At 57.1% G+C, this 21,168-nt stretch carries 16 protein-coding genes; 5 read left to right on the plus strand and 11 right to left on the minus strand.

Annotated elements, in window-relative coordinates:
• Window positions 1-625: 625 nt before the first annotated feature.
• The 4 genes from KDG50_03325 to KDG50_03340 all read right to left on the minus strand — a co-directional run bounded on the left by KDG50_03325 (window position 626) and on the right by KDG50_03340 (window position 5,446).
• The gene (locus KDG50_03325; GenBank protein MCB1864434.1) at window positions 626-1,900 is read right to left on the minus strand and encodes a hypothetical protein; all 1,275 of its coding nucleotides are present in this window, start codon (window positions 1,898-1,900) and stop codon (window positions 626-628) included.
• Window positions 1,901-1,974: 74 nt separating this feature from the next.
• Window positions 1,975-3,972, minus strand: a complete 1,998-nt coding sequence (locus KDG50_03330) for a hypothetical protein (GenBank protein ID MCB1864435.1) — start codon at window positions 3,970-3,972, stop codon at window positions 1,975-1,977.
• Window positions 3,969-4,928, minus strand: coding sequence for a hypothetical protein (locus KDG50_03335; protein MCB1864436.1), 960 nt, complete (start codon window positions 4,926-4,928; stop codon window positions 3,969-3,971). The genes KDG50_03330 and KDG50_03335 overlap by 4 nt, the downstream gene beginning before the upstream one ends.
• 209 nt (window positions 4,929-5,137) lie before the next feature.
• Window positions 5,138-5,446 (minus strand): DNA-binding protein, encoded by a 309-nt coding sequence (locus KDG50_03340; protein ID MCB1864437.1) that lies wholly within the window; start codon window positions 5,444-5,446, stop codon window positions 5,138-5,140.
• Window positions 5,447-5,539: 93 nt separating this feature from the next.
• Here KDG50_03340 and KDG50_03345 point away from each other — a divergent pair, with 93 nt between their 5' ends.
• Together KDG50_03345 and KDG50_03350 are read left to right on the plus strand one after the other, a co-directional pair.
• Window positions 5,540-5,938 carry a helix-turn-helix transcriptional regulator gene (locus KDG50_03345; protein ID MCB1864438.1) on the plus strand — a complete coding sequence of 133 codons (399 nt, stop codon included), beginning with the start codon at window positions 5,540-5,542 and terminating at the stop codon, window positions 5,936-5,938.
• Window positions 5,935-6,258 (plus strand): hypothetical protein, encoded by a 324-nt coding sequence (locus KDG50_03350; protein ID MCB1864439.1) that lies wholly within the window; start codon window positions 5,935-5,937, stop codon window positions 6,256-6,258. The genes KDG50_03345 and KDG50_03350 overlap by 4 nt, the downstream gene beginning before the upstream one ends.
• A gap of 269 nt (window positions 6,259-6,527) precedes the next feature.
• On the opposite strand, the gene KDG50_03355 is transcribed toward KDG50_03350, so the two are convergent.
• The 6 genes from KDG50_03355 to KDG50_03380 form a co-directional block, all read right to left on the minus strand.
• The gene (locus tag KDG50_03355) at window positions 6,528-6,944 is read right to left on the minus strand and encodes a hypothetical protein (protein MCB1864440.1); all 417 of its coding nucleotides are present in this window, start codon (window positions 6,942-6,944) and stop codon (window positions 6,528-6,530) included.
• Between the two features lie 103 nt (window positions 6,945-7,047).
• Window positions 7,048-10,470, minus strand: a complete 3,423-nt coding sequence (locus KDG50_03360; GenBank protein ID MCB1864441.1) for a DEAD/DEAH box helicase family protein — start codon at window positions 10,468-10,470, stop codon at window positions 7,048-7,050.
• A 6-nt stretch (window positions 10,471-10,476) separates the two neighbouring features.
• Window positions 10,477-11,595, minus strand: coding sequence for a restriction endonuclease subunit S (locus KDG50_03365; GenBank protein ID MCB1864442.1), 1,119 nt, complete (start codon window positions 11,593-11,595; stop codon window positions 10,477-10,479).
• Window positions 11,592-13,124 (minus strand): SAM-dependent DNA methyltransferase, encoded by a 1,533-nt coding sequence (locus tag KDG50_03370; protein ID MCB1864443.1) that lies wholly within the window; start codon window positions 13,122-13,124, stop codon window positions 11,592-11,594. Before KDG50_03370 ends, KDG50_03365 begins: the two co-directional genes overlap by 4 nt.
• Before the next feature lie 348 nt (window positions 13,125-13,472).
• Window positions 13,473-14,267, minus strand: a complete 795-nt coding sequence (locus KDG50_03375; GenBank protein MCB1864444.1) for a hypothetical protein — start codon at window positions 14,265-14,267, stop codon at window positions 13,473-13,475.
• Between the two features lie 75 nt (window positions 14,268-14,342).
• Window positions 14,343-14,822: a lecithin retinol acyltransferase family protein gene (locus KDG50_03380; GenBank protein MCB1864445.1), complete on the minus strand. Its 480-nt coding sequence runs from the start codon at window positions 14,820-14,822 to the stop codon at window positions 14,343-14,345.
• A gap of 200 nt (window positions 14,823-15,022) precedes the next feature.
• Here KDG50_03380 and KDG50_03385 point away from each other — a divergent pair, with 200 nt between their 5' ends.
• From KDG50_03385 to KDG50_03395, 3 genes are all read left to right on the plus strand, one after another.
• On the plus strand, window positions 15,023-16,528 hold the full coding sequence (locus KDG50_03385; GenBank protein ID MCB1864446.1) for a TniQ family protein: 1,506 nt from the start codon (window positions 15,023-15,025) through the stop codon (window positions 16,526-16,528).
• Window positions 16,529-16,667: 139 nt separating this feature from the next.
• On the plus strand, window positions 16,668-16,976 hold the full coding sequence (locus KDG50_03390) for a helix-turn-helix transcriptional regulator (protein ID MCB1864447.1): 309 nt from the start codon (window positions 16,668-16,670) through the stop codon (window positions 16,974-16,976).
• Window positions 16,969-18,633, plus strand: coding sequence for a TniQ family protein (locus tag KDG50_03395; GenBank protein MCB1864448.1), 1,665 nt, complete (start codon window positions 16,969-16,971; stop codon window positions 18,631-18,633). The genes KDG50_03390 and KDG50_03395 overlap by 8 nt, the downstream gene beginning before the upstream one ends.
• A gap of 622 nt (window positions 18,634-19,255) precedes the next feature.
• Here KDG50_03395 and KDG50_03400 read toward each other — a convergent pair.
• Complete coding sequence (locus KDG50_03400) at window positions 19,256-20,554, minus strand: hypothetical protein (GenBank protein MCB1864449.1); 1,299 nt, start codon at window positions 20,552-20,554, stop codon at window positions 19,256-19,258.
• Window positions 20,555-21,168 lie beyond the last annotated feature (614 nt).

Raw genomic sequence — 21,168 nt, forward strand, 5'->3', positions numbered from 1 at the left:
CGTGTTGCAGGCCAATCTGTTTGCGAAAAGCGACCTGATGGCACTGATCAAACCGCGGCCACCGGTCGACAAATCCAGTCCACCTCAGCTGGCGCTATGGGCCTGAGGAAAATGTGGGACAGCAGTGCTACCGACCCCATCAAAGTGATACGACTTTATTAAAAGTTTACGACTTTATTCATCTGTTACACCAACTGGTCCCCTGAAATAAAGTCTGTACATTCCAACCCCTAAGCTGTTGTCTCTCTTAGGCTGCTTCCTTTATGAATTCCGCGAAAAGTCTGTACATCCAACGCGCTTTTTGGTTTATCGGACTCAGGGACATAGTGTACGACCGAACCAGCGGCTCGATAATCGATGAACGTAGCTATCTACGCCCATTATCACGCACCTTTGAAATGTCTGTGTTATCGGGGTAGAACCCTTGTTTTCTATTCAGAACGTAGCACCCCCACCAAGTGGTGACAAGGCTCCCGATCGCTCATTGTCGCGTCCGCTGCGCTCGGTCACGGTCCAACGCCCACTTCTGCTCGCCCTTTACTGGGTAGAGGTGTCAGATCTGCACGTTTACTGCGGCCGGGTCAGCAGGCCCGCAGTTCGGATGCCCGTTTCGCTTCGCTCGCCCCTACGAGCCGTCGCCCCTGGTACTCGCGCCGGATAAAAGCTCCTCCGTCCCCCTGAACTCATCAAGGGTCGGGGCGGCTCGGCGCCGCGAACGTCCGCCAGAGGCCCCCCTTTTTTCCTTTGGCGCCGGGCCGGCCACCCGGTCACGCTCAACTTTCGGTTGGGTCGCAAACGCGAGTTTCCGGGCCATCTCCTCCTTCCTTGCCCTGACGGCCGCCTCCCTTGCCAGGGCGGTAGACGATTTGGGTAGATCGAGCGGACACAGCAGATCCCTCCGCCGTGTGTTTCCGGTGAGCAAGGCCTGATTGATCTCGACGACCTCGGTGCGGTTCGTAGAGAACTCCTCGCTCTCGTACGCGCGCTCTAGGGCGACGAGATCAATCCACTTTTCGCCGGCGCTCCTCATCCTCCGGAAGGCCGTCAGGACCAAGCTCTTCAGCTTTCGCGGCAAGCCAGCGGTCAGAAAGTGAATTTTCTCGACATCCCCTTCACGGCCGATCCTCAACACCCCCGGCAGGGTCGCCGTGTACTGCGCCAGCAGTTCTCGCCATTCGGCACTGTCGGACGCCGGCGGCATCAGCACAATCGGATGGGCTAGCAGTCGATCGATGTCCTCTTGCGGCCGCGCCAGAAGCCTGCGCACCAAGCTGTAGTTCGCGCCGTAGATGAACGGTACACCGATATCAGCCAAAGCCAGCACAAAGGTCGTGGCGAGCACATTGGCCCGTGCACTACGAGTCAAAAACTGCAGTTCGTCGGCGACCAACATGCTCACGCCGTGGCGATACGCTCGTTTTCGCACAAGCTCGTCAAGGACACGCGCGTTATAGCGGTTTTTGCCCTCGTCCTCCGGGCACAACAGATCGAGGTAGCATTGGGCTAGTGTCGGCCGGCCCCGCACTCGATAGTGCCACACCGCTTCGATGACATATTTGGAGTACTGCGGCACCCGTACCTCACACGGAGCAGGCATTAGGGCAACTATCCTCGAGAGGAGGCTCGACTTTCCCACACCGGCCAATCCGGTCAAACAGACCGGCACGCGTCCGGGCGATAGAGGAGATTTGGTCGCGAACACGCCCCGCGCGAAATTAGCCGGATCGGAGTAGTAACGTACGTGATGCGCCTGCGCCATACCCATCGCCCGAGCAGCGATCTCTACCGCCTGGTGGTTTGGGACGAATAGCGAGGAGAGGGCAGCGTCTAGCTCGGCAACCGCAATTTCGGCGTCCATGGTCAGCAGTCCCGCTACAGGGGATGCATCAAAACGTAGCATTTCCGCGAGCTTTGCGTCGGTGCGAGTTCGGAACCGTCGGGATGACCACGTATTCCACGACATGGCTCTCATTGCTACGGTGTAGTGACCGATTTCAGGATGCTCAGTTCGGCGGTTGCCTTTCTGGTCTTGGCCTTTTTCGCGCCAGTACGACGTCGCCCGGCATACCAATCCTTCCCGGTCGACTGCTGGTACATATTTTTCACCGCAATATCGACGGCGGCCTTGTTTTCACGCAGGCCCCGCTGGAGGGAAAGGTGTTTTGCATAGGCTGTCTGCAGATCGACTTCTGACAGATTCATTTCACGATCGTGGGCTTGTGAAGGTGGGCGAATCTCGACCTCGATCAATACCCCCTGGTACTCAATCCAGGCATAGCGCATCGACACACCCAGTGCGTAGCCCATTACGGTAATCGCTCCCTCGCGCATGTAACGATGCAGAAGACCGGTATCACGCAGTTCTTCAGCGTCATAGCGAACACCGTGCCGGTACACGCCATCCTCCTTGACCGAAAATTCGAACCGATCGAGGTAGGCTCGCACCGCGCTCGCGAAGTCAATCTGCACGGCATCGTTGCGCCACCGCCCGTCGTAGTAGTCCCAGCACGCGGCTGGCACTGGGGCCACGTTGGCGGTAGTAGGGCTGTATTTCTTGGATATGTCGGCCGTGTTGTTTCGTCTGTGCTCGCGCAGTATCTCGCGCTGGATAATTTCGAAATAGGTCAGATCGCTCGCGAAGTGTTCTGGCTTGCCAATCATTCGGATCGTTTTCGGATTGCCGCCCTCGACCGTTGCTTTGCCCTGCGGATCGTAAGAAGCGGTGAGTTCTGCAGCCGTAGGAAACCGTCGTCGATCGCGGCCATCCAGCGCACCGGCCCCCGGCCCACGATCAGTTGTGGCACTGAGCGGTATCCCCTTGCAGGGCCAATCCGAGTCGGAAATTTGCAAACCGAAAAATTTTCGCGCGAAGAACGCGGGACCGACGGCTGCGCAAAAAAACGCCTGGCGATATGCACGCGAGGTTTCGGATCCGAAAGAAAATCCAACACCCAGACCCATGCTGGAGAGTACATCCGACAGCCGGACCACGCAGACCGGTGGCATCTCGAATGCATCGGTGAATCCGCGCGGCACGTCAGCGACGTAGTATCCGTCTGCCTCCACGGCCTGCATCAGAGATGACAGCTGTTCCGTATATTTGCCGCGCGACGGGCTGCGTCTCTGGCGATACCGCTCCTCGCCATAGTGATACCGGTGTATATCTGCCTGGCTGTAGTGGAGTTGTATGGCATACCGATATTGCTCATAACTGGGAAACGGATCGCCGTCGGGATGATGCAGCGTTTTCTTCCCGGCCGCCGCTGTCGATTCCACGCAGCCGAAATCGTGTCGAATAGAGTCGTAGTACGCCTCGACAATCGGCCGCTGCTTTTTTCGCCTTATCAGGTAGGATGCGACAATCTTCGCACGCATTTCCGGCGTTGACGGATACCCGCTGTGCCTTCCCTCTTGGGATGGCCTGCCGAGTTTGCGACCACAATGATTTTGGTGCTCTCCGCCCCCGCAGGCGAAAAAGCGCGGCAACAACGCCTGAGGGGCGGCGCCGAAAATGATGCATGAAAAGAACCACACAGGCGCATGGCATCGGTTGATTTGCGGAGTAGACGAGCGCGCGAAGCGATTGATCGCCGACAATGGTTTTCGCGCAGAGAGCACCTCGATGGAGTGATCGAGGAGCGGGCGGATCTTTTTCAGTCGATCCTCGGCCCGTCGCGCCGCCGCCGCGGTAGGGGTGGGCAATTGTGTCAGCGATCCGTCGGCGCCGGGTACGGCAAGCCATGGCGGGATGCCGTTGCCTTCGGTTTCCGGGCGCAATAACCCAGACATTAGCGCGGTTTCGAAATCTGACGATCGCACCCTGTATAGCGATACGCCATGCCCGGTGGGGCTAAATAGGCAAATCAGCGAGAACTCTCCATCACTGGAGCGCCCCGCGTAGTAGTAGGTGTTGCCGATTGTCAGTTCTCGCCACCCCTCGGGCGCGATAATCGGTGTTCCGACGCCACTCATGGCGCGAACCAATGTGCGTAGTCGACCAGCACGTCGCGCCGCTCTGGGATGAGCGGGTAGTCCGGCAGGATGGGTGCGTAGAGATCCACCCGCAGCTCGCGACGCCAGATAGCGCGATACATCACCGACATGCACGCCTGGGGGTCCCAACCACGGGTCGTGCTCAGGATCGAGATCGTGCTGATCGGAGCCGAATGCTGACCCATCCCGTAGGCGAGTGCATCGACGATCATTTGCTGAGCGGCCTCGCTCAATGCGCAGGGACGCTCGGCGCGGACCCACAGGTACCAGAGGTTCGCGGCAAGTTGACGATCAATCTCCTCCCCCACGACGCGAACCGTGCGTATTCCGGCGTCGGCGTAGTAGATCTCCTCGATGCGGTGACGCAGATCGGTGTTGTATCGACGCTTCGCACTGGCGAACCGATCGCCAAACGGTGCATCGAAAGCAGCCGCCAGTCGTTTTACGGTCCAGTTCACACTATATATAGCGCCGCTGTCGTCACGCAGGTACAGCAGCAGGTCACCGATATAGGGATATGCCCGGCGGTGCGTGATATGGGGATCGACCGGGTCCGGCACCGTCACCCAGGGATGTATGGAGAGCGCGCCGAGGCGCTCCGCCACATCGACCGTGCCCCGCAGCGGGGGGAGCGAAACGCCCATCACGGGGTCGAGGCCGGCCGCCGGGTGAGGTGCGGGCCAACAGTGGAGCATGCGCTGCTCCTGCAGCTCCACGATCTTTGGGTGGTACGAGGCGAGTGCAGCGGCCCATTGCTCGGCGCGTGAGAGAAGGTGAATCCCGCGCCCGTATCGACTCGAGTACACGATCGCAGCACGTGAGCGGCTCGGGGCCTCCTGCCGCGTCGCCCGAATCGACGCCTGGTACTGTGGACCGTACCGTGGCGGATCCTGACGCTTCACGATGGCGTCCATACGTTTGGGATCCAGATTCATACGCGCCCCCTCGGCGGTGGTCGCCTCGTTTGGGGCAGCAACTAGTTGCCGCCATCTAGCGTTTAACGGGCAAGCGGGGGACGCGCCGGTTGACAGCCGGCGGAGCAGGACGCAGTATGTAGGAGGCGTATCTACGCTACTGCGCAGCAGTAACGAGGGTCGGCGCTTCTAGCACAAGCGTCGGCCCTCGGCGTCTCTCAACTAGCCCTTCATTTCCCAATCCTCTTCACTTCAGTGCCGGCGCCAGGCAAGGGCCTGACAACCGTCGTGTTCTGTGTGTCAGTCCGACCTCCATCGGAAATCGGCAGATCGAGCTGGCTGTATAGCGCCGTCGGCGGCGCTTTGAGTCTGAGCGCCACGGCAATCTCATGCGCCGAGCCGCGCAGCCCCTGGGACCGCCCGGACAGTACCGCATAGACCTGCTGGGCGTCATAGCCGCGCGATCGTGCCCACTCGGCCACGCTGATTCCGCGTTCGGAAAACGCCTGTTTCAGTTCCTCGCGCGTCGCCAGCCCCATGCCAATCCCTCTCTCTGGTGATCTTTCTATATCTTATAATCTTTAAACAAAGAATGTCAATTTATTGACTTTTTATATTTAATTTGTTTAATTATGCCGAAGGCCGAAATCACCCAGCGGCTGCGTGAGGAGCGCGAGAGGCTGGGCCTGACCCAGGCGGTACTAGCCGCACGGTGCGGTGTTTCCGCGCCCTCGCAAAACGGTTACGAATCCGGAACCCGTGTTCCGGATTCCGAGTACCTGGAGCGTGCGCACTTGGCTGGGGTTGATACCCACTACATCCTGACCGGCGATCGGGAACCGCAAGTACCATTCGACTGGGCCGCACACGACAGCATTCAGCTCACGATCGAGAACTTTCTTTCGGATCGCGGGATCACCCTGCCATTCGAAAAACGTATGGAACTGGTCCGCTACTTCATGAAGCGCCGAGATTTGAATGACAAGATCGATCCCAAACTCATCCGTGAAACCTTGGAGCTGGTCGCATGAAAGACAGCCTTAGCGTCACCACCGATCCCGAGCTCGAGGAACTGATGCGCGGCGCCTTGGTGGTCGAAAGCCCCGAGGTCCGGATTCGCTGGCGGTTTGGAATTTCCCTGCTGGTGTTCTCGGTATGGATGGCGTTGATCGCCCTGCTATTGCCCGCGAAGGATCTTTGGCTGTGGGGCACTCACGCGTTCGTGATTGCACTGGCCGCCGCCTGGCAGCTCGATAAGTCCACTCGAATGAGAAAGAAAGAGACCGGGTGGCCGGTGCAGGTGAATAACGTGCGCTCCGTCGATTTCGGCCTGGGTACTAAACGGGACTAGACAGTCAGCTCCAGGCAGATTGCGGGGGCTGAATTCTAGACTTATGCTCTGGAAAAGCCGGGCCAAAGCGACGAAAGTAAAACTTCACCTCTGAGCAGGCCCGCGTAATTTCAATTCGCATATTCTTTACCCCGCGAATTGGAACTCGATGACTCGGTAAAGTGAGTCAGTTGAGCGTGTCAGTCAAGAAGCACTTCATGGATTGAACTTACACGGACAACCCTCGGAGTGTCTGAGACGCTTGCCACCCACGCCGATCATTCCAGCAGTCAGCGAAGCACGGGGCGTTCCGCATTGTCTACTACGAAACTGTCAACGACGATCCCATTCTCGATAGCTATATACTCATATTGCTCGTAGATACTTCCAAAGCCTGCATGGATGTATTGCAGACACTTGCCCCGCGCCACCGTGATAACGCCCGAGAACCAGTCGGCAAGAATTGGCCCTTTGCGGATGAGGACAAAACGCCCTTTCAGGCTGACAAGTAATAGATGTTCGTCCTTGATCTTCCATGTGCCGATGTACTCCCTCCACAGCGCAGTGGATAACAAGACGCCTCGTTCTTCGAGCTCGTCAGCAGTGAGTCTCCGAATGCTTGGATGGCCCTTTGGGATCGAAGGACAGGAAAGCAGAGAACGGCGTTTTCCATCGATATAAATGATCTCGGGAATCTGTGCTGTCATCCTTGTGTTTTGTTGTCGCGCCGATTTTACGTTTGGCAGGTTAGTTTAGGACCAATGTTTCATGGGGCCGTCGGGCGTCACACGAGCGCTTGAGCGAATTTTTTTATGGCCCGGCACGATCGACTGATTCGGGCGAAACGGGATCGCTGAATGACTCCGGGTCCGCACGCCGGAGAGCCTGAAAGATCCCCTCGACGACATTGTCCTTACCGCGGAAGAGTTCGCGGGGACCCCCCATGTGCAACAGGCTGAACGGGGCCTCGTAGAGCGCTTCCGGTTTCATCACCCCTCGCGCAGTGAGCTGGTCGACCACCAACTCCACGAATCGGATCTGCTGTGCGGTCAGGCTTCGGTCGCCCAGAAATTCGGAGAACGCAGACTGAACTGCAGCGCGGTCCATTCCGACGATGCTTCGCACGAACCAGGGCAGTGACGGCGCTTCGCTTCGCTTCAGCAGGTCACCCAGCAGCGCATCGCCCTCTTTCTCGCCGATCTCCACCAGGGTCTGCTCGAGCCCCTGAAGGTCGGTAGGCGTCAACGGCTGATTTGAGCGAAGTCTTCGGATCACGAGGTGATTGAGGTGATTCTGCAGATAGGCCTTTACCTTCTTCTCGTACTGCGCACTGGTGATCGTCGGCATCGACACAACATCCTCGTCGCGCACGCCGAGCACCTCGTCCTCGAAGTTCGTGTAGACAACCTTGCGCTTTTTCTTGTCCAGCAGCGGAATGAGGCCGCGTAATCGCGTGCGCAACTCCTCTACTAGCGCAAGGGTGATCCCCTCCCAGAACTCAGGTGTCTGCAATGACTGGATATACCCAAGTTGCGCCTTTACAGCTGGAATCGCGGTCTTCTCTTCGAGCAGCGAGGCCAACTCGACGACCGTTTGGCGTCCGCGCTCGAACGCGGCCTGATCGGCCTGCGTGAGGGCCAGCTGCATGCGCAGCAAGGTGAGGTCGAAGAGTCTGGATTCGAGGTCATCGGTTTCGAGTTCGCTTGGAAGCGGGGCGAGCTTTCGGCTAAGCACCTCGCAGTCGTCCTCTGTGAGCGTGGCCCATATCTCGCGGGCGGTGAAGCGTTTCACCTCGCGCTGATACATGCGAACGATGAAGTTTTCGACATTCATCGAACTGACTTCACCATGCAGGCGATCGACGAGCGTGGTTTCAAGCCTAGCCTCGGCATCCAGGTCCGGCGCGGCCTGAACAGCAGCAAGCAGCTGCACGCGGGAACGAAAAAGGCGCGTTCCCAATGCCACCCCGGCGCCGGGCTCGATGCCCATGGGGTTCTCGCGGAAGAAATCGAAGTTGAAGCAGTAGTCGAAGACCCGAAAATCCTGCTTGTCCTCGCCAAGCCCATAGAGGTTCTCGCACAGGCGCGTGCCGCGCCCGATCATCTGCCAGAACTTGATCTTCGAATACACCGGCTTGAAGAACACCAGATTGGCGACCTCCGGCACGTCGATGCCGGTGTCCAGCATATCCACCGAGATCGCGATGTGCGGCACCTTGTCCTTGACCGAAAAGTCGTCGATCAGACTCTGCGGGTACTTCGCCTGGTTATCGATCACCCGTGCGAAATGACCCTTGTACTGCGGGTAATGGTGGTTGAAGCGTTCCTCGATGAAGATCGCATGATCGTGATTACGGGCAAAGATGATGGTCTTGGCCAGGCGATCGCCGCCGTCCACCTTGTGGCCGTGCTCCATCAAATGCTGGAGCGCCTTGTCCACCGTGTCCCTGTTGAATAGCCAACTGTTGATGGCCGCCGCATTCACCTTGCTCGGCACCAGCTGGGTATTGGCGCCATCGCCCCAGTCGAGGTTCTCCCACTGGTCCTTTTCCTCATCGCTGAGCGAGTCGTAGTCAATACCCTCGCGCGGGAACTTGAGGTCGACCTGCTGAACCCGGGGTGGCACGAGGTAGCCCTCGCGCACCGCGGTCTCCAGATCATAGAAATCGGTCGGCACTCCCGGTTGCAGATCAAAAAGCTCATAGGTGTTGCGGTCGACCTGATCGCGGGGCGTTGCGGTGAGCCCAACCAGAAGCGCATCGAAATGCTGAAAGATCGCCCCATACTTCTGGTAGACCGAGCGGTGCGCCTCATCGATGATCACCAGGTCGAAGTAACCGACCCCGAATAGCGACTCTCCATCGTCGGTCTGGTCGATGAGATTCAGGGTGGTCGGGTAGGTGCTCACATACACCCGTCCCTCCCTGTCCTTCTCCCTGACGAGATTGACGGGACTCGAGCTTGGCAGAAACGTCTTGAACGCATTGACGGCCTGGGTGACCAGCGCAAGGCGATCGGCAAGAAACAACACTCGCTTGATCCAGCCCGCGCGCTGGAGCACATCCACCAGCGCAATGGCGGTTCGGGTCTTGCCCGTACCGGTGGCCATGACCAGGAGCGCCTTGCGGCGCGCATCGGTGAAGTGCGCGAAGATGCTTGCGATCACGCGCTTCTGGTAGGGCCGGCCAGCGATCTCCGGTTTGAGGTCGGCCACATCCAGTGCATTGCGCTGCGTACGACGCAGTATCAGCCGATGCAGCTCGTCCTTTGAATAGAACCCCGTGACCCTGCGCGGCGGGTAGGTTTCATCGTCCCAGATCCAGGTCTCGTAACCATTGGAATAGAAAATTATCGGCCGCTGGCCGTGCATCTGTTCCAGGCAGTCGGCGTAGAGCTTCGCCTGCTGCTGGCCGGCGCGCGAGTCCTTCATGGTCCGTTTGGCCTCGATAACACCGAGCGGCTTTCCGTCATCGCCCCAGAGCACATAGTCGACATAGCCCACGCCCTTATTGTTGGGCATACCGGTGACCTCGTACTCACGGTCGCGCTGGCGATCCAGCGGCCAACCGGCGCGGCGCAGTTCCACGTCGATCAGGTAGCGACGGGTCTCGGCCTCGGAGTAGTCGTGGGTGTCTGCCTGCTGCTCGGCGGCGGCGCGGACCTCGGCGAGCTGTTGCTTCAGCGCCTGCAGCTCGGCATCCAGGGCGTCGCGTTCCTGTTGCTGCTTGAGGGCCTGCGCGTTGTGCTCGGCGAGCTGCTGCTCCAGGGCCTCCAACTCGGCGCGTGGCACCACTTCGCCTTGCAGCGGCGCTGGCGGCACGCGCTCATCGTGCCAGCCCGCGCCTTCGCGAGAGGCCTGCGGCGCGTAGGTGCGCACCAGCCAGTAGCAGACGTGGTGCAGCTCGCGCACCACCTGGCGTGCCTGCTCGGGCAGCACCTCGGGCGCGCGGTGTACGGCGAGATTGCCCACCTTCTGGATCACCCGCGCCTTCTGGAACACGGCCTCGGGCACGGTGTTCAGGAAGGTCGATTCGTGCAGCAGCGCACCCAGGCTGCGGTCGTATGGCATGCGCAGGGCGGCGTCGTGCCGGTACAGCCAGTGCACGATGGCCTCCAGGGTGAAGCGGGCATGGAAGCAAGCGGCGCGCGGGTCGCCCAGGATGTGGCCTTCCGCCTTGCTGGCCGACTCCGCGATGGCGCGGAATTGCTGGGGCAGGAAGGTGAAGTTGCTCATCGTCCGTTAGAGCTCGCCGTTGAAGGCGCGAGATTGGAGGGAGGTGAACAGTTTGTCGAGTTCAGCAAGGTGATCAACAAGCAGCGCCTTCTGCCGCTCGACTGTTTCGACAATGGCGGCGAACTTCGCCTGCTGCTCGCGCGCCGGTAATTCGACTTTCGCATCTTGGAGGTATGGCAGCTTGATGTATTTGATAACTCCTCCAATCGCCATCTTACGTAGCTCACTTACGTAAAGATCCAAAAAAATATGCAGGAATCGAGGGTGAAGCTGGGCTTCATTTCTTGATTCAATGACATAGGTCCGTTGGTATGCATTGAACTTGCCCTCGTAGTATTTGACATTCAGATCGCCGTTTCCAGCGACCAATACGGCCTTACCATCGAAAGCCGGAGTATTGATGCGCAGCGTTCTTGTGGCACAAGTAAAAAATGGATAGGCCCCATTCTCATCGGCGGCATTGGCGTCGAGCTTCCCAGTTCTGATACTCGTTAGATCGCCAAGATTGGCTGAACGTGTCTCAACCTTACCCATCGTTCCTTCTCGCCTTGGATCGCCGAAGAGGTCGAGGAAGGTGGATTGGAGGAGGTTGTCGAGCTGGGCGAGGGACTCGCGGCGCTTGGCCCGCAAGGCGTCCGCCGTATCCAGAATCCCCGCGATCCGCTTCTGCTCGGCGAGGGGCGCGAGAGGGATGATCGAAGCCTTTACCTTGGCATCAGATACCGCTGGGTAGTTCGCTCCGGTGGCGAGATCAACCATTCGCTGGATGAACTTCTCCGTCTTCACCCAATGAAACAAAAAGCTCGAATCTAGGCACTGAGCGTCTGGGCGAAGGACACAGTAACCCGTTGAAGCAGTCAGGCCGTCGTGTTCTGGACCAACGGCGGCTACGCCATTGAGATTCGGCCGAACAGTAGAGACCAAGATGTCGCCAGTTTGAACAATTTGGCGAGCTCTGCTTGGTGCTTCAGCACAGGCATATGTTTCAACCGTGGTTATCCGCTTGGCATCCTTGTCAACAGAACTGAGATCGATGTAATCGAACTCCGCGCAGTCACAGCTTCTCGGGTTCCACGTCAGGCACCGCTCGACCAATCCGGAAATTGGAACTTCCGGGAAGCTCATCCCAGCATCTCCTCCAACGCCTTCCGCCCCGCCGCAATCTCCTCCTCCAACCGCGCCAGCCGCGCCAGGATCACCTGCGGCGCTTCATGCGTTACCGCCTCGTACTCGACCTCCTTGTAGCGGTTGATGGACAGGTCGTAGTCGTTGCCGGCGATCTCGGTCTTGGGCACCAGGAAGCTCTGCGCGGTGCGCGGGCGCTGGCTTTCGCCCTCACCCCGACCCTCTCCCCCGGGAGAGGGGGATTGGAGGGTTTGCCAGCGCGCGAGGATGTCCGCCAGATCGCTCTTGTCCGGCTGCGGGGTGCGCTTGTCGTCCAGCGAGTAGCCGTCGGCGCGCATGTCGTAGAACCAGACCCGATCGGTGCCGCCGGCGCCGCTCTTGCCCAGCGGGTTGACCTTGGTGAACAGCAGGATCGCGGTGGAGACCCCGGCGTAGGGCTTGAACACGCCGGAGGGCATGGAAATCACCGCGTCGAGCTTCTGCTCCTCGACCAGAATCCGGCGCAGCGCCTTGTGGGCCTTGGAGGAGCCGAACAGCACGCCGTCCGGCACGATCACGGCGGCGCGGCCGCCGGTCTGCAACAGGCGCAGGAACAGGGCCAGGAACAGCAGCTCGGTCTTCTTGGTCTTGACGATCTGCAACAGGTCTTTGGCGGTGGTCTCGTAGTCCAGGCTGCCGGCGAACGGCGGGTTGGCGAGGATCAGGCTGAATTTCTCCTCGTCCACCTCAACGGATTGGGCGAGCGAGTCCTGGTAGCGGATGTCCGGGTTTTCCACGCCGTGCAGCAGCATGTTCATGCTGCCGATGCGCAGCATGGTGGGGTCGAAGTCGTAGCCGTGGAAGGTGCCGGCGTTGAACTTGCGGCGCGAGGCATCGGTTTTGTAGATCGCCTCGGAGTGGTGTTCGCGCAGGTACTCGGAGGCGGCGATCAGGAAGCCGGCGGTGCCGCAGGCGGGGTCGCAGATCACGTCCTTCGGGGTCGGCGCGGTGAGCGCGACCATGAGCTTGATGATGTGGCGCGGGGTGCGGAACTGGCCGTTCTGCCCGGCGGCGGCGATCTTGCCGAGCATGTATTCGTAGAGGTCGCCCTTGGTGTCGGCGTCGTCGGCCTTGAGGCTGTCGAGCTGATCGACCACGTTCGCGAGTACCCGGGCGGTGGGCATCATGAACAGGGCGTCTTTCATGTGGTGGGTGTAGGTGGAATTCTCCGGATCCCTATCGCCGTTGAGTCCGAGCGTTTTGATGAACGGGAACACCTCGTCACGCACGGTGACGAACATTCTCTCTGGCGCAGTTTGCTTGAAGTGCGACCAGCGCAGGTGCGTCTGGTCGGTCCGGAAAATCGGCTGCTCGACGGGCCGACCGCTGACACTCGCCTTCTCCTCCTTGAGCAGCTGGACCTGGTCGAGCCGCTGGATGAAGAGCAGATAGGTGAGCTGCTCAATGACGGAAAGTGGATTGGAGATGCCGCCCGACCACATCGTGTCCCAGATGCGGTCGATCCTGGACCTCAGTTCTCCCGTAATCATTGTTATTCCCCGGATTTGCTCGTTGCGCTGCCGGGGCGGGAGGATCCCGCCCGGCCTTGGGTAGATTTTACCGCCAAGACCGCGGTACGCCACGGGGCAGACGGAAAGCCGGGAGCACCTGTGCGCGGCCGGAAATGCTCGGGCGGAGATTCAAGCCGGCCCCGAGGCAGCGATGCTTCCTGCGGCCGGATACCATTCACGTCCACCAGCAATTCAAGCGCGGCCTCAACAGGACCCCGATCTCAGCGGGTCAGCATCGCTTCGGGAGGAGTCGAGCGAGAGCGGTCGAGGTCAAGTAAGGCGTTGCTTTACTCCGCGCGCGAATGGATTATCCTCAACACCACTACCTTAATGCTCGCGGGAAAACGGCCCATGAATAAATTGCACATCGGATTTGGTTTTCAATCGTTCCGCAGACGGTGATACAAACCCAAGAATTGCGAATGATTGTCGAAAATAGGCCACAAACCCTAGAGCAGTTTTGCAGGCTGTGATTCCGTAGCGATAATAGAATTGCTTTCCAAGACTTGTGTTGGCCCGCTCTACCTTGGGGAATCCGTTCATCACAGACAACACTTTAGGAGGGAGCTCTCCCGCCGTTAATTCCAAGTTTGTAAACCAATTGACTGCAATTCCACCTCTAGAACCCAGAATCCGGCCGGTATGCTTGTAATACAGAGCAAGAGACAGCTTTCGCCCGAATATCGTGATTGCTTCGAGTATTCCCGGATGGCTCAGATCGAGAAATCCCATTTCCGTGCTTACCTTGCCATTGGGAACCGCTACCCCATACTTCTTGGCGGCATTGCGCGCCGTTCGAACAGTTGGCTGGAGTGCCGACAGAATATCGGGGTTACGACGCCCGACAGCTTGAGCATGTTTTCTGAGGCAGGCTTCAGACCCCTCTCCTGGATCACCATCATGCAACCTAGAAATTAGGGCGATGATGCGTTCAGCGTCACTTGTACATCTATTGCATGAAGTACAAGCTGGGAAAACGTATTCCTCCGGCCACTGACGATCATCGAACAGCGAGCGAGAAGGAATGTGATCCTTTTCAACGGCTTGGGTGTCGCCGCCGCAAAAACAGCAATTTGGATGGTCAGAGAAAAATCTTTCTCTTCTAAGTCTACGTGATCCCATTGAGCTCCTGTTCCAGCTATCAGTAGCCGAATATCGCCTTCACGCGCACACCCTATGCAATAGCCTTGAAGAGCCTTACGCGATAATTGCTGTCGGTTTCTCCGCCGCCCTTGTCGTCGTCAAGAACAGGAGTCCGCCGAGAAGCATTCCGCCAATAATGGCCGTGCCTTTCGGGTTCTTCGATAGCGAAGTCACTAACGTAGCACCAATCGTGACGCCGACAACTCCAGCGGTCACTTGACTCGAGGACACCTCCAAGCCTACGGCCCATTTTGTAAAGTGCTCGCAGTTCCCGGATAGCGCTCTGTAGTGCCACTGGCCAATCATTGACCTGGCTGCAGCGAGAATGTGGCTGGGGCATCTCGGCGTTGGAGTATTGGTCACGTAGGTGCGCTTTCCTCGCGTGACAACTTCCCAAGGCTCCTCGCGGACCGTGCCAGTACGTTTGGTAGCAGAAATCAAAAATGGCTTACCTTGCTCATCAAGTCGATCCGATACGACTGAATGATGCTGATAGGCTCCAAAATCCGTAACTACGATGTCTCCTGCTTTCATGGACGCTTTCCTCAAAAAATATTTACCTGACCTCCAATCGGTTGCACATTGGTGCATTCAGGGAAGTTTCAAGAGCCCGGCATCATCTTGATCCAGGGAACCCGAGACTGGCGCCGCTCCCGCAGCGGCAACCAGGGAATCCGCCATCCCGGATACGCTAAGCTCCTAGAGCTGTACCGTACCTGGGACCACCCGAACTGATGTCTACTGCGTTTACCAGTTCCAGTGTCTTCTCCTTCCCCGAGCTGTTGCCAGACGAGACCGTCTACAGCTGGTGCGGCCGCGTCCAGGTATGGAACGGGATTTTCAGTGCGCTGGAGACCAACCGGCTGCTGTTCGGTGACCGGTACGCAGGGTTCCCTCAGGATTTTCCGACACGGCTGTCAGCGCTGGCCTATCAGATGGGCGGCAAGGCTGACCTGGGGCGTCGACTTTGTCTGACGCACACACTGGCGCCGTACTTTCTTGCGAATCAGCCACCGGCGCGTGCCGAATGGATTGTTAGCCGAATCCTCAATGGCCCTTTCCCGGATCTGCGAATGCACCTTGGCATTCCTGCGGCACGGTTCGGTGGTTCGAATTCGCTCAAGCGTTGCCCGCGGTGCGCAGCCGGTGATGAGGCGAATCTCGGCGTGGCGTACTGGCGCCTTACGCACCAGATGCCGTCAGTCGCGATCTGCGCGATTCACGGCGCGACGCTCGAACGCCATATCGATACGAGCGTGCCATCGCACCGCCGAAGCTGGCTTTATCCCTGGACCGAGATCGAGGACTTCGAGCCCGAAGCCGAATCGATGGCCCACGCCCCGGAGGCTGCGCTGGTCAGGATGGCCGCCCTTTCACTGCAGTGGATCGAGTGCGCACCGGGCGAATTGGACCCCGACCAGCTCGCCGTCACCTACCAGAACCGCTTGCAGACGATGGGTCTGATCACCGCCGGTGGCTCGATTCGCATGGACCGGCTTGAAACAATCCTCCGCGATCGGCTTGAGCCGCTCACTGTGGCACGAAGCTTTCGCGAGGTTCCAAGGCTTGTCGATGCCGTCCACCACCAGTTTTGCAGCCTGATCCGGCCGAGTCACAAACCGGGGCATCCGATCAAACACCTGCTGCTGATTTTCTCGCTCTTCGAGGATTGGGCGGATTTCAGCGCCAATTTCGACTCGGCCAAGCCACTGGAGCGTAGGCCCGCGGCAGCAGCCGGCTCCACCGCAGGACCGCGAGCACGCAACCCCGCCGAAAAGCGATTCCTGACCCTCGTCCAGCGCGAGGGGCTTTCTATCACCGCAGCCGCCAGGAAGCTTGGCGTTACGGCCTCGACCGGGGTGCAGTGGGCGAGGCTTCACGGGATTACGTACACGTCGAGGGCGAAGCACATCGATCCCCCGACGCTCGCCAGGGCCCGGCTACTGGCCCGGCGCGGAGTGGACCGAATACAGATCGCCGGGCAGACCGGCATGTCGATCGTTTCGGTGAACCGGCTTTTCTCGAGCGACCCGAAGCTGGGCGAACAGTGGCGGGCGGTACGGTTCGAGAAGGCGCGCAAGGACAACCGCAAGCGCTTTCTCGCGGTGCGCAGAAGGCACCCGGGACTGCCCGTCAAATATCTGAGGCGCATTCCCGGCAACGGCTATCAATGGCTGTACCGGCATGATCGGGAATGGCTAGTCGCCAATCTGCCGTCACTCTGGAATCCGGCTCCCTAGCTTTTCGCGAACCTGAGCTTTGGGGACATCCCGCAGATTCAGCCAGGCCTTGACCGATCTTCCACGCTCGGCAACAATATGCATATCTGCATTGCCGTTTTGCGTCTTGCCAAATACTCAGCCCGAACCAATCGATTTGTTGGCCGATATGGTTGCCAACGGGCAACTGACTCAGGCGGATATCGCCCAGGCAACCGGCATTCACCAGAGTCAGATCAGCCGAATCCTGGCTGGCAAAACCGTCCGGGCGACGGGGCACGTTCAAACGCTACGGGAATTCGCCGGTGGGTTAAGCCGGCCCAAGAAGGAACAGTCGCCGGCCGCCCGGCGTCTTACAGAAACCGTGCTGTCGGTCTGGGACGGAAGCACTGCGCACGCTCGCTCACTGCAGGACCTCCTGCTTGCGATCGGATCGGTACAAAGACACTACCGCGATCGCCGTGACTGATCCGCGCCTCTTAATCATTCCCAAGCCCCAGCCGGACCAAACGGTTATTAGCTACGCCTCTACACTGGCCATTTCCAACGGATTGGGTCCATGGAAAAGGGCTGTGAAGATACTTCTTGGAACCAACGCGACCACCGGCGAATCATGGCGAATGGCTGGCATTGGGCGCCTGTACCGATCGACTCAAGGTGCCGACTGTTTAACCTTTGAGCAATTTGCCCAACAACACGCCTACCTTTCATTATTTTTCGCGTTCTTCCCAATAGAGCGGATGAACGAAGCGTATGCTCTTATTGAATCTGGGCGCTATTCCGGAATGATGAATAAGTTCCGGCTGCCCCTCGCCAGAATTACCACGCCAGTACGTCAATATTGTTTGCAATGCATTCAGGAGGATCTCTTGCGCCTCGGATTTGCATATGCCCGTCGAGCACACCAGGTGAACGGCGTAAAGGCTTGCGTCGACCACCGTGCCGCCCTAATCGTCGCATCTACCCTGCCTGGGGGAATGGTTGACAACGAAGGCGTGGTACAAATTGAGACAATGAATTCGCTGTCACCTCTGCAATCGAAGCCAGCGAACGATGTCGAGCTCGCATACGCACGCTGGGTCGTTGCACTACTAGAAGGTCGTATTGGCACGTCTACAAGCCAATTCCGCTCGTTTTTGATCGAGAAGCGAATAGAGGAGCTTGGCCGGACCCCAAACGCCTCACTTCTCGAGTCCATGGTGATAGACCATTATGGCGAAGAGCACCTTACGCGAATGGGGTTTTCGACGAGACAAAAACGAACCGAGCACTGGCCCGCATTCCTGGCGCAGGGCGGCGGACTCGCTCATCATCCAATATGCGCGATTCTGGTTCTGTCGATGCTCTGGGATGATCCCGCTCAATTCGCGGGCGAAACAGAATCCGCCGGGGATGCTGCAACGGCCGAAAGCAAGCCCCATCCCTATACGCGAAAAACGTTTCCCCTTAACCAGCTGAAATTTCTTTTTCGAGAGCCACACCTCAAAGTCGTCGCTCGTCGACTAGACGTGGATTCAATGACGCTGCACCGACTATTAGCCACCATGCCAAAGGTCGCCGAACGTCGCCCCGCCGCAGTATTCCGTACACAGCGCCGAAACGCGCGCCGCATTGTGCTTCGATATGTGGAATCCGAGATAGCGCGGGGCATGAGGCCATCCAAAAGACATCTCAAAAAAACGAACCGCCGATCTGTGCAATGGCTACTAGCAAACGATCGCGAATGGATCGATGCAGTTTTGCCGAGTGTCCCACCAAGCCGGAGCAAACTCCGCGAGGTTATTGACTGGAAAAGTCGCGACCGAGAACTGTCAGCGAAGGTCGAAGAGGTCGCCGATTCGTTGGCCGCCGGTCAGGCAGAACCGAGACGCATTACGAAATCGATACTATTGCAGGCGATCGGAAGCAATCAAGCCCAGATCGATCGGTTTGGTCTGGAGAAGACCCGTAAAGCGCTAGCCCAGTCTGTCGAGTCGGCCGACAAGTTTCACCAACGCGTTCTCGCCTGGCTCAAACACCTGCGGGGGAAAAGTGCTCGTGAATGCATAAACACAGCAGATAAATACCTAACATCCACTCGTTGCGCCAAACGCCGACTCGAGGTACTTGAAGCTCTGGCGCGCTAAATAACCTTCATTTGTCTCCTAAGCCCCCACCCTTGGAATAGGCCGCAATCACGATCTTGAGCAACACACGCGGATCATAGGCCGGGCGGCCGTTGTCATCGTTGCGGTAGTGCTCGTCGAACCCGGAGAAATCCAGCTCGTGGACGACCAGCCAAGCGAGCGATTACTCGAAACTGCCGGATAGAATCTGCGGTCAAAACAAACCAGCAGCATCTTCATTTTTCCGTAGTCGTAATCCTTGTATCGGGCCAGATCCGCCGCCATTTTATGGCCTGATTTTTACCAGCTACAGGGTCTTTCTACAGCCGCTACGTGGTGTTGTGGAGCCTGTGCGGCTTTTCGCGCAGGTCGCCTCGGACGCAGGGTTAGGATTGATTTTCAGCGAAGCCTTGGATAAAACCCCAGAAGTAAAACTAGCGGAGCAATTGGACCTGCCCATCCTGGCTCAGACAGCGACACTCCACATGCTGAACAACGTATTGACTTATAAACACTTGCGTGAAACTTTTGCCAGTTTGTTACAGATTTAATATGGCAATTCGGGCAGTTGAACATGACTGCTAACGATTAAACTCACAGGAAGAGGCGCGACAGCGCCGTCCTTGTGAATGGCATTGTTATCTTATTCTTCACCCGCAGCTACGTCAGGCTTTGATTTCTTTGGCTTTACCGCCTCAATCAAATCCTTCAACAATTCATTTGCGGGAGTTGCATGGTTATCTTTCGAATTAAACAGGCGGATAGGATTTAAAGAGAGATTATCAATAGACACTTGGAGGAGTTGTTTCAACAAATCCTCATCGATTTCTACTGCGTGCTTTTTGTAGCCTTCAAACGCCATTGCCGACGCATATTTGTACGCATAATCTTCTCGTATTCTGGACAGGTAGCCGAACTGCTTAACACTCATCCACGCAAGCCACACAAACGGAGAGACCATTAACACCTTTATGCCAACTTCAAAGTAGTTTACAGCCTTTACTCCAGCGACGTACGGTCCAACGAAGTGGTAACCAATTGCGAAAATTATTATTACGGCGACGACAAATACAACGCCCCACACCATAATCGGCTTGTTGAGTTCTTCCTTGCGCATTTTAAATGAGCCAGCCATGCCCATTCGATTAGCATTCTCAAGGGTGTTTTGAATTTCAGCCTGTTGTTGATTGTTGATTTCCATCTGCTCTTCAAGCTGTGTTTTTAAGGCTTGAAACTGGACGCGATTTTTCTCTGCTTTTTCGTTTAGATCTTCCGCTTGATTATCGATTGAGCGCAACTGAGACTCCAACTCGACAATGCTTTGCCTTCTTTCCTTTGCCTCAGATTCATACTTGGAGGTAAATTGAAAACTTGATTCGGAAGAAGTTTGTATATTACTTATTTTGGATTTGGCCTCGTTGATCTCACCAAGAATTTCGTCTGACTCTTCGCCTTGTTCCAAAATTTTTCTATGAGTTTCATTGATTTCGTCGAGCTTCTTCTGGACTTCAGTTAGTTGCTCATAATAGCTTTCGTAGGTTTCTGATAGGCTCTTGTACTCTGACAATATTCTTTGGGCATCACTCTCGGTACGCAACCCTTTATCGACAACTACGAGGTACGTGATCCGTATTTCTTCTCTGACTTTTGTTAAATCAGACAGAAATTTATCAAATTTTTTCTCTTTTCCCCAGTAATTAACGTCTTTGCTTAGGTATTCCTTGCAATCATCAATTAGGTGCGACATCTTTCTTTTTAATAAGGTTATTTCAAATTTAGGCTCCAGTTCTGCCAGCTGGTATGAAAGCTGATAAGCATCATCAACCACCGCAATCAACATACCCTTATTGATCCCAGGGTATCCGAACACATCATCGTCATCAGGCAGTTTTTCCTCAATCGACTTTTTAAGCCTAGTGAGGTTTCCTCTTATAGTCTGCATGGCAGGTCCTTTTTCTAAAGATAACGATTTGGGTAAGGGGCGCGCAGCGAAGCGGAGCGTCCCAGTGAGCGATAGCGAACGAACTTGGCCCGCTTGTTATATGCCATAGCCAATCTATTTAGATCTGAAGAAACGTGAGACAAGCCAAAAGATGGCGAAACACCCTAAAACAACAATGCCAAACCAAGAGCTACCAATTGTTACCCAATATTGCCAGTCTATGATTCCATCACAGTGAATAGAGCATTGAGGGTTGTGTTCCCATGCTATCCACATCATCACCGCCCCGACTACAAGGCCCAGTGTGGTCGACGCTAATCCGATTGTGAATGCTTTGCTAGACATGCTTCGAGATCAATCTACGCATATAACGAGCCTGTCGAAAAACCGTTTTTGACGGCGAGGCGTGATTCATTGCAGCGGATGCGAAGGGACGATTGATGCATTGCTCTCGTTGGAGGTCATTCGGGGGTGGTGTTGAGCAAAACACGTTCCTGCCTCCGCCTTCTACGCCCATTGCCATCCGTATCGGTGGATTTTCAGGATGTTGTGCAACATCATCATCCACTTCCACTGCCCATCGACCTTGCGTTTGGTTCTCAGACTGAACCGCC

The organism is Chromatiales bacterium, assembly GCA_020445605.1.
Lineage (GTDB): Bacteria > Pseudomonadota > Gammaproteobacteria > JAGRGH01 > JAGRGH01 > JAGRGH01.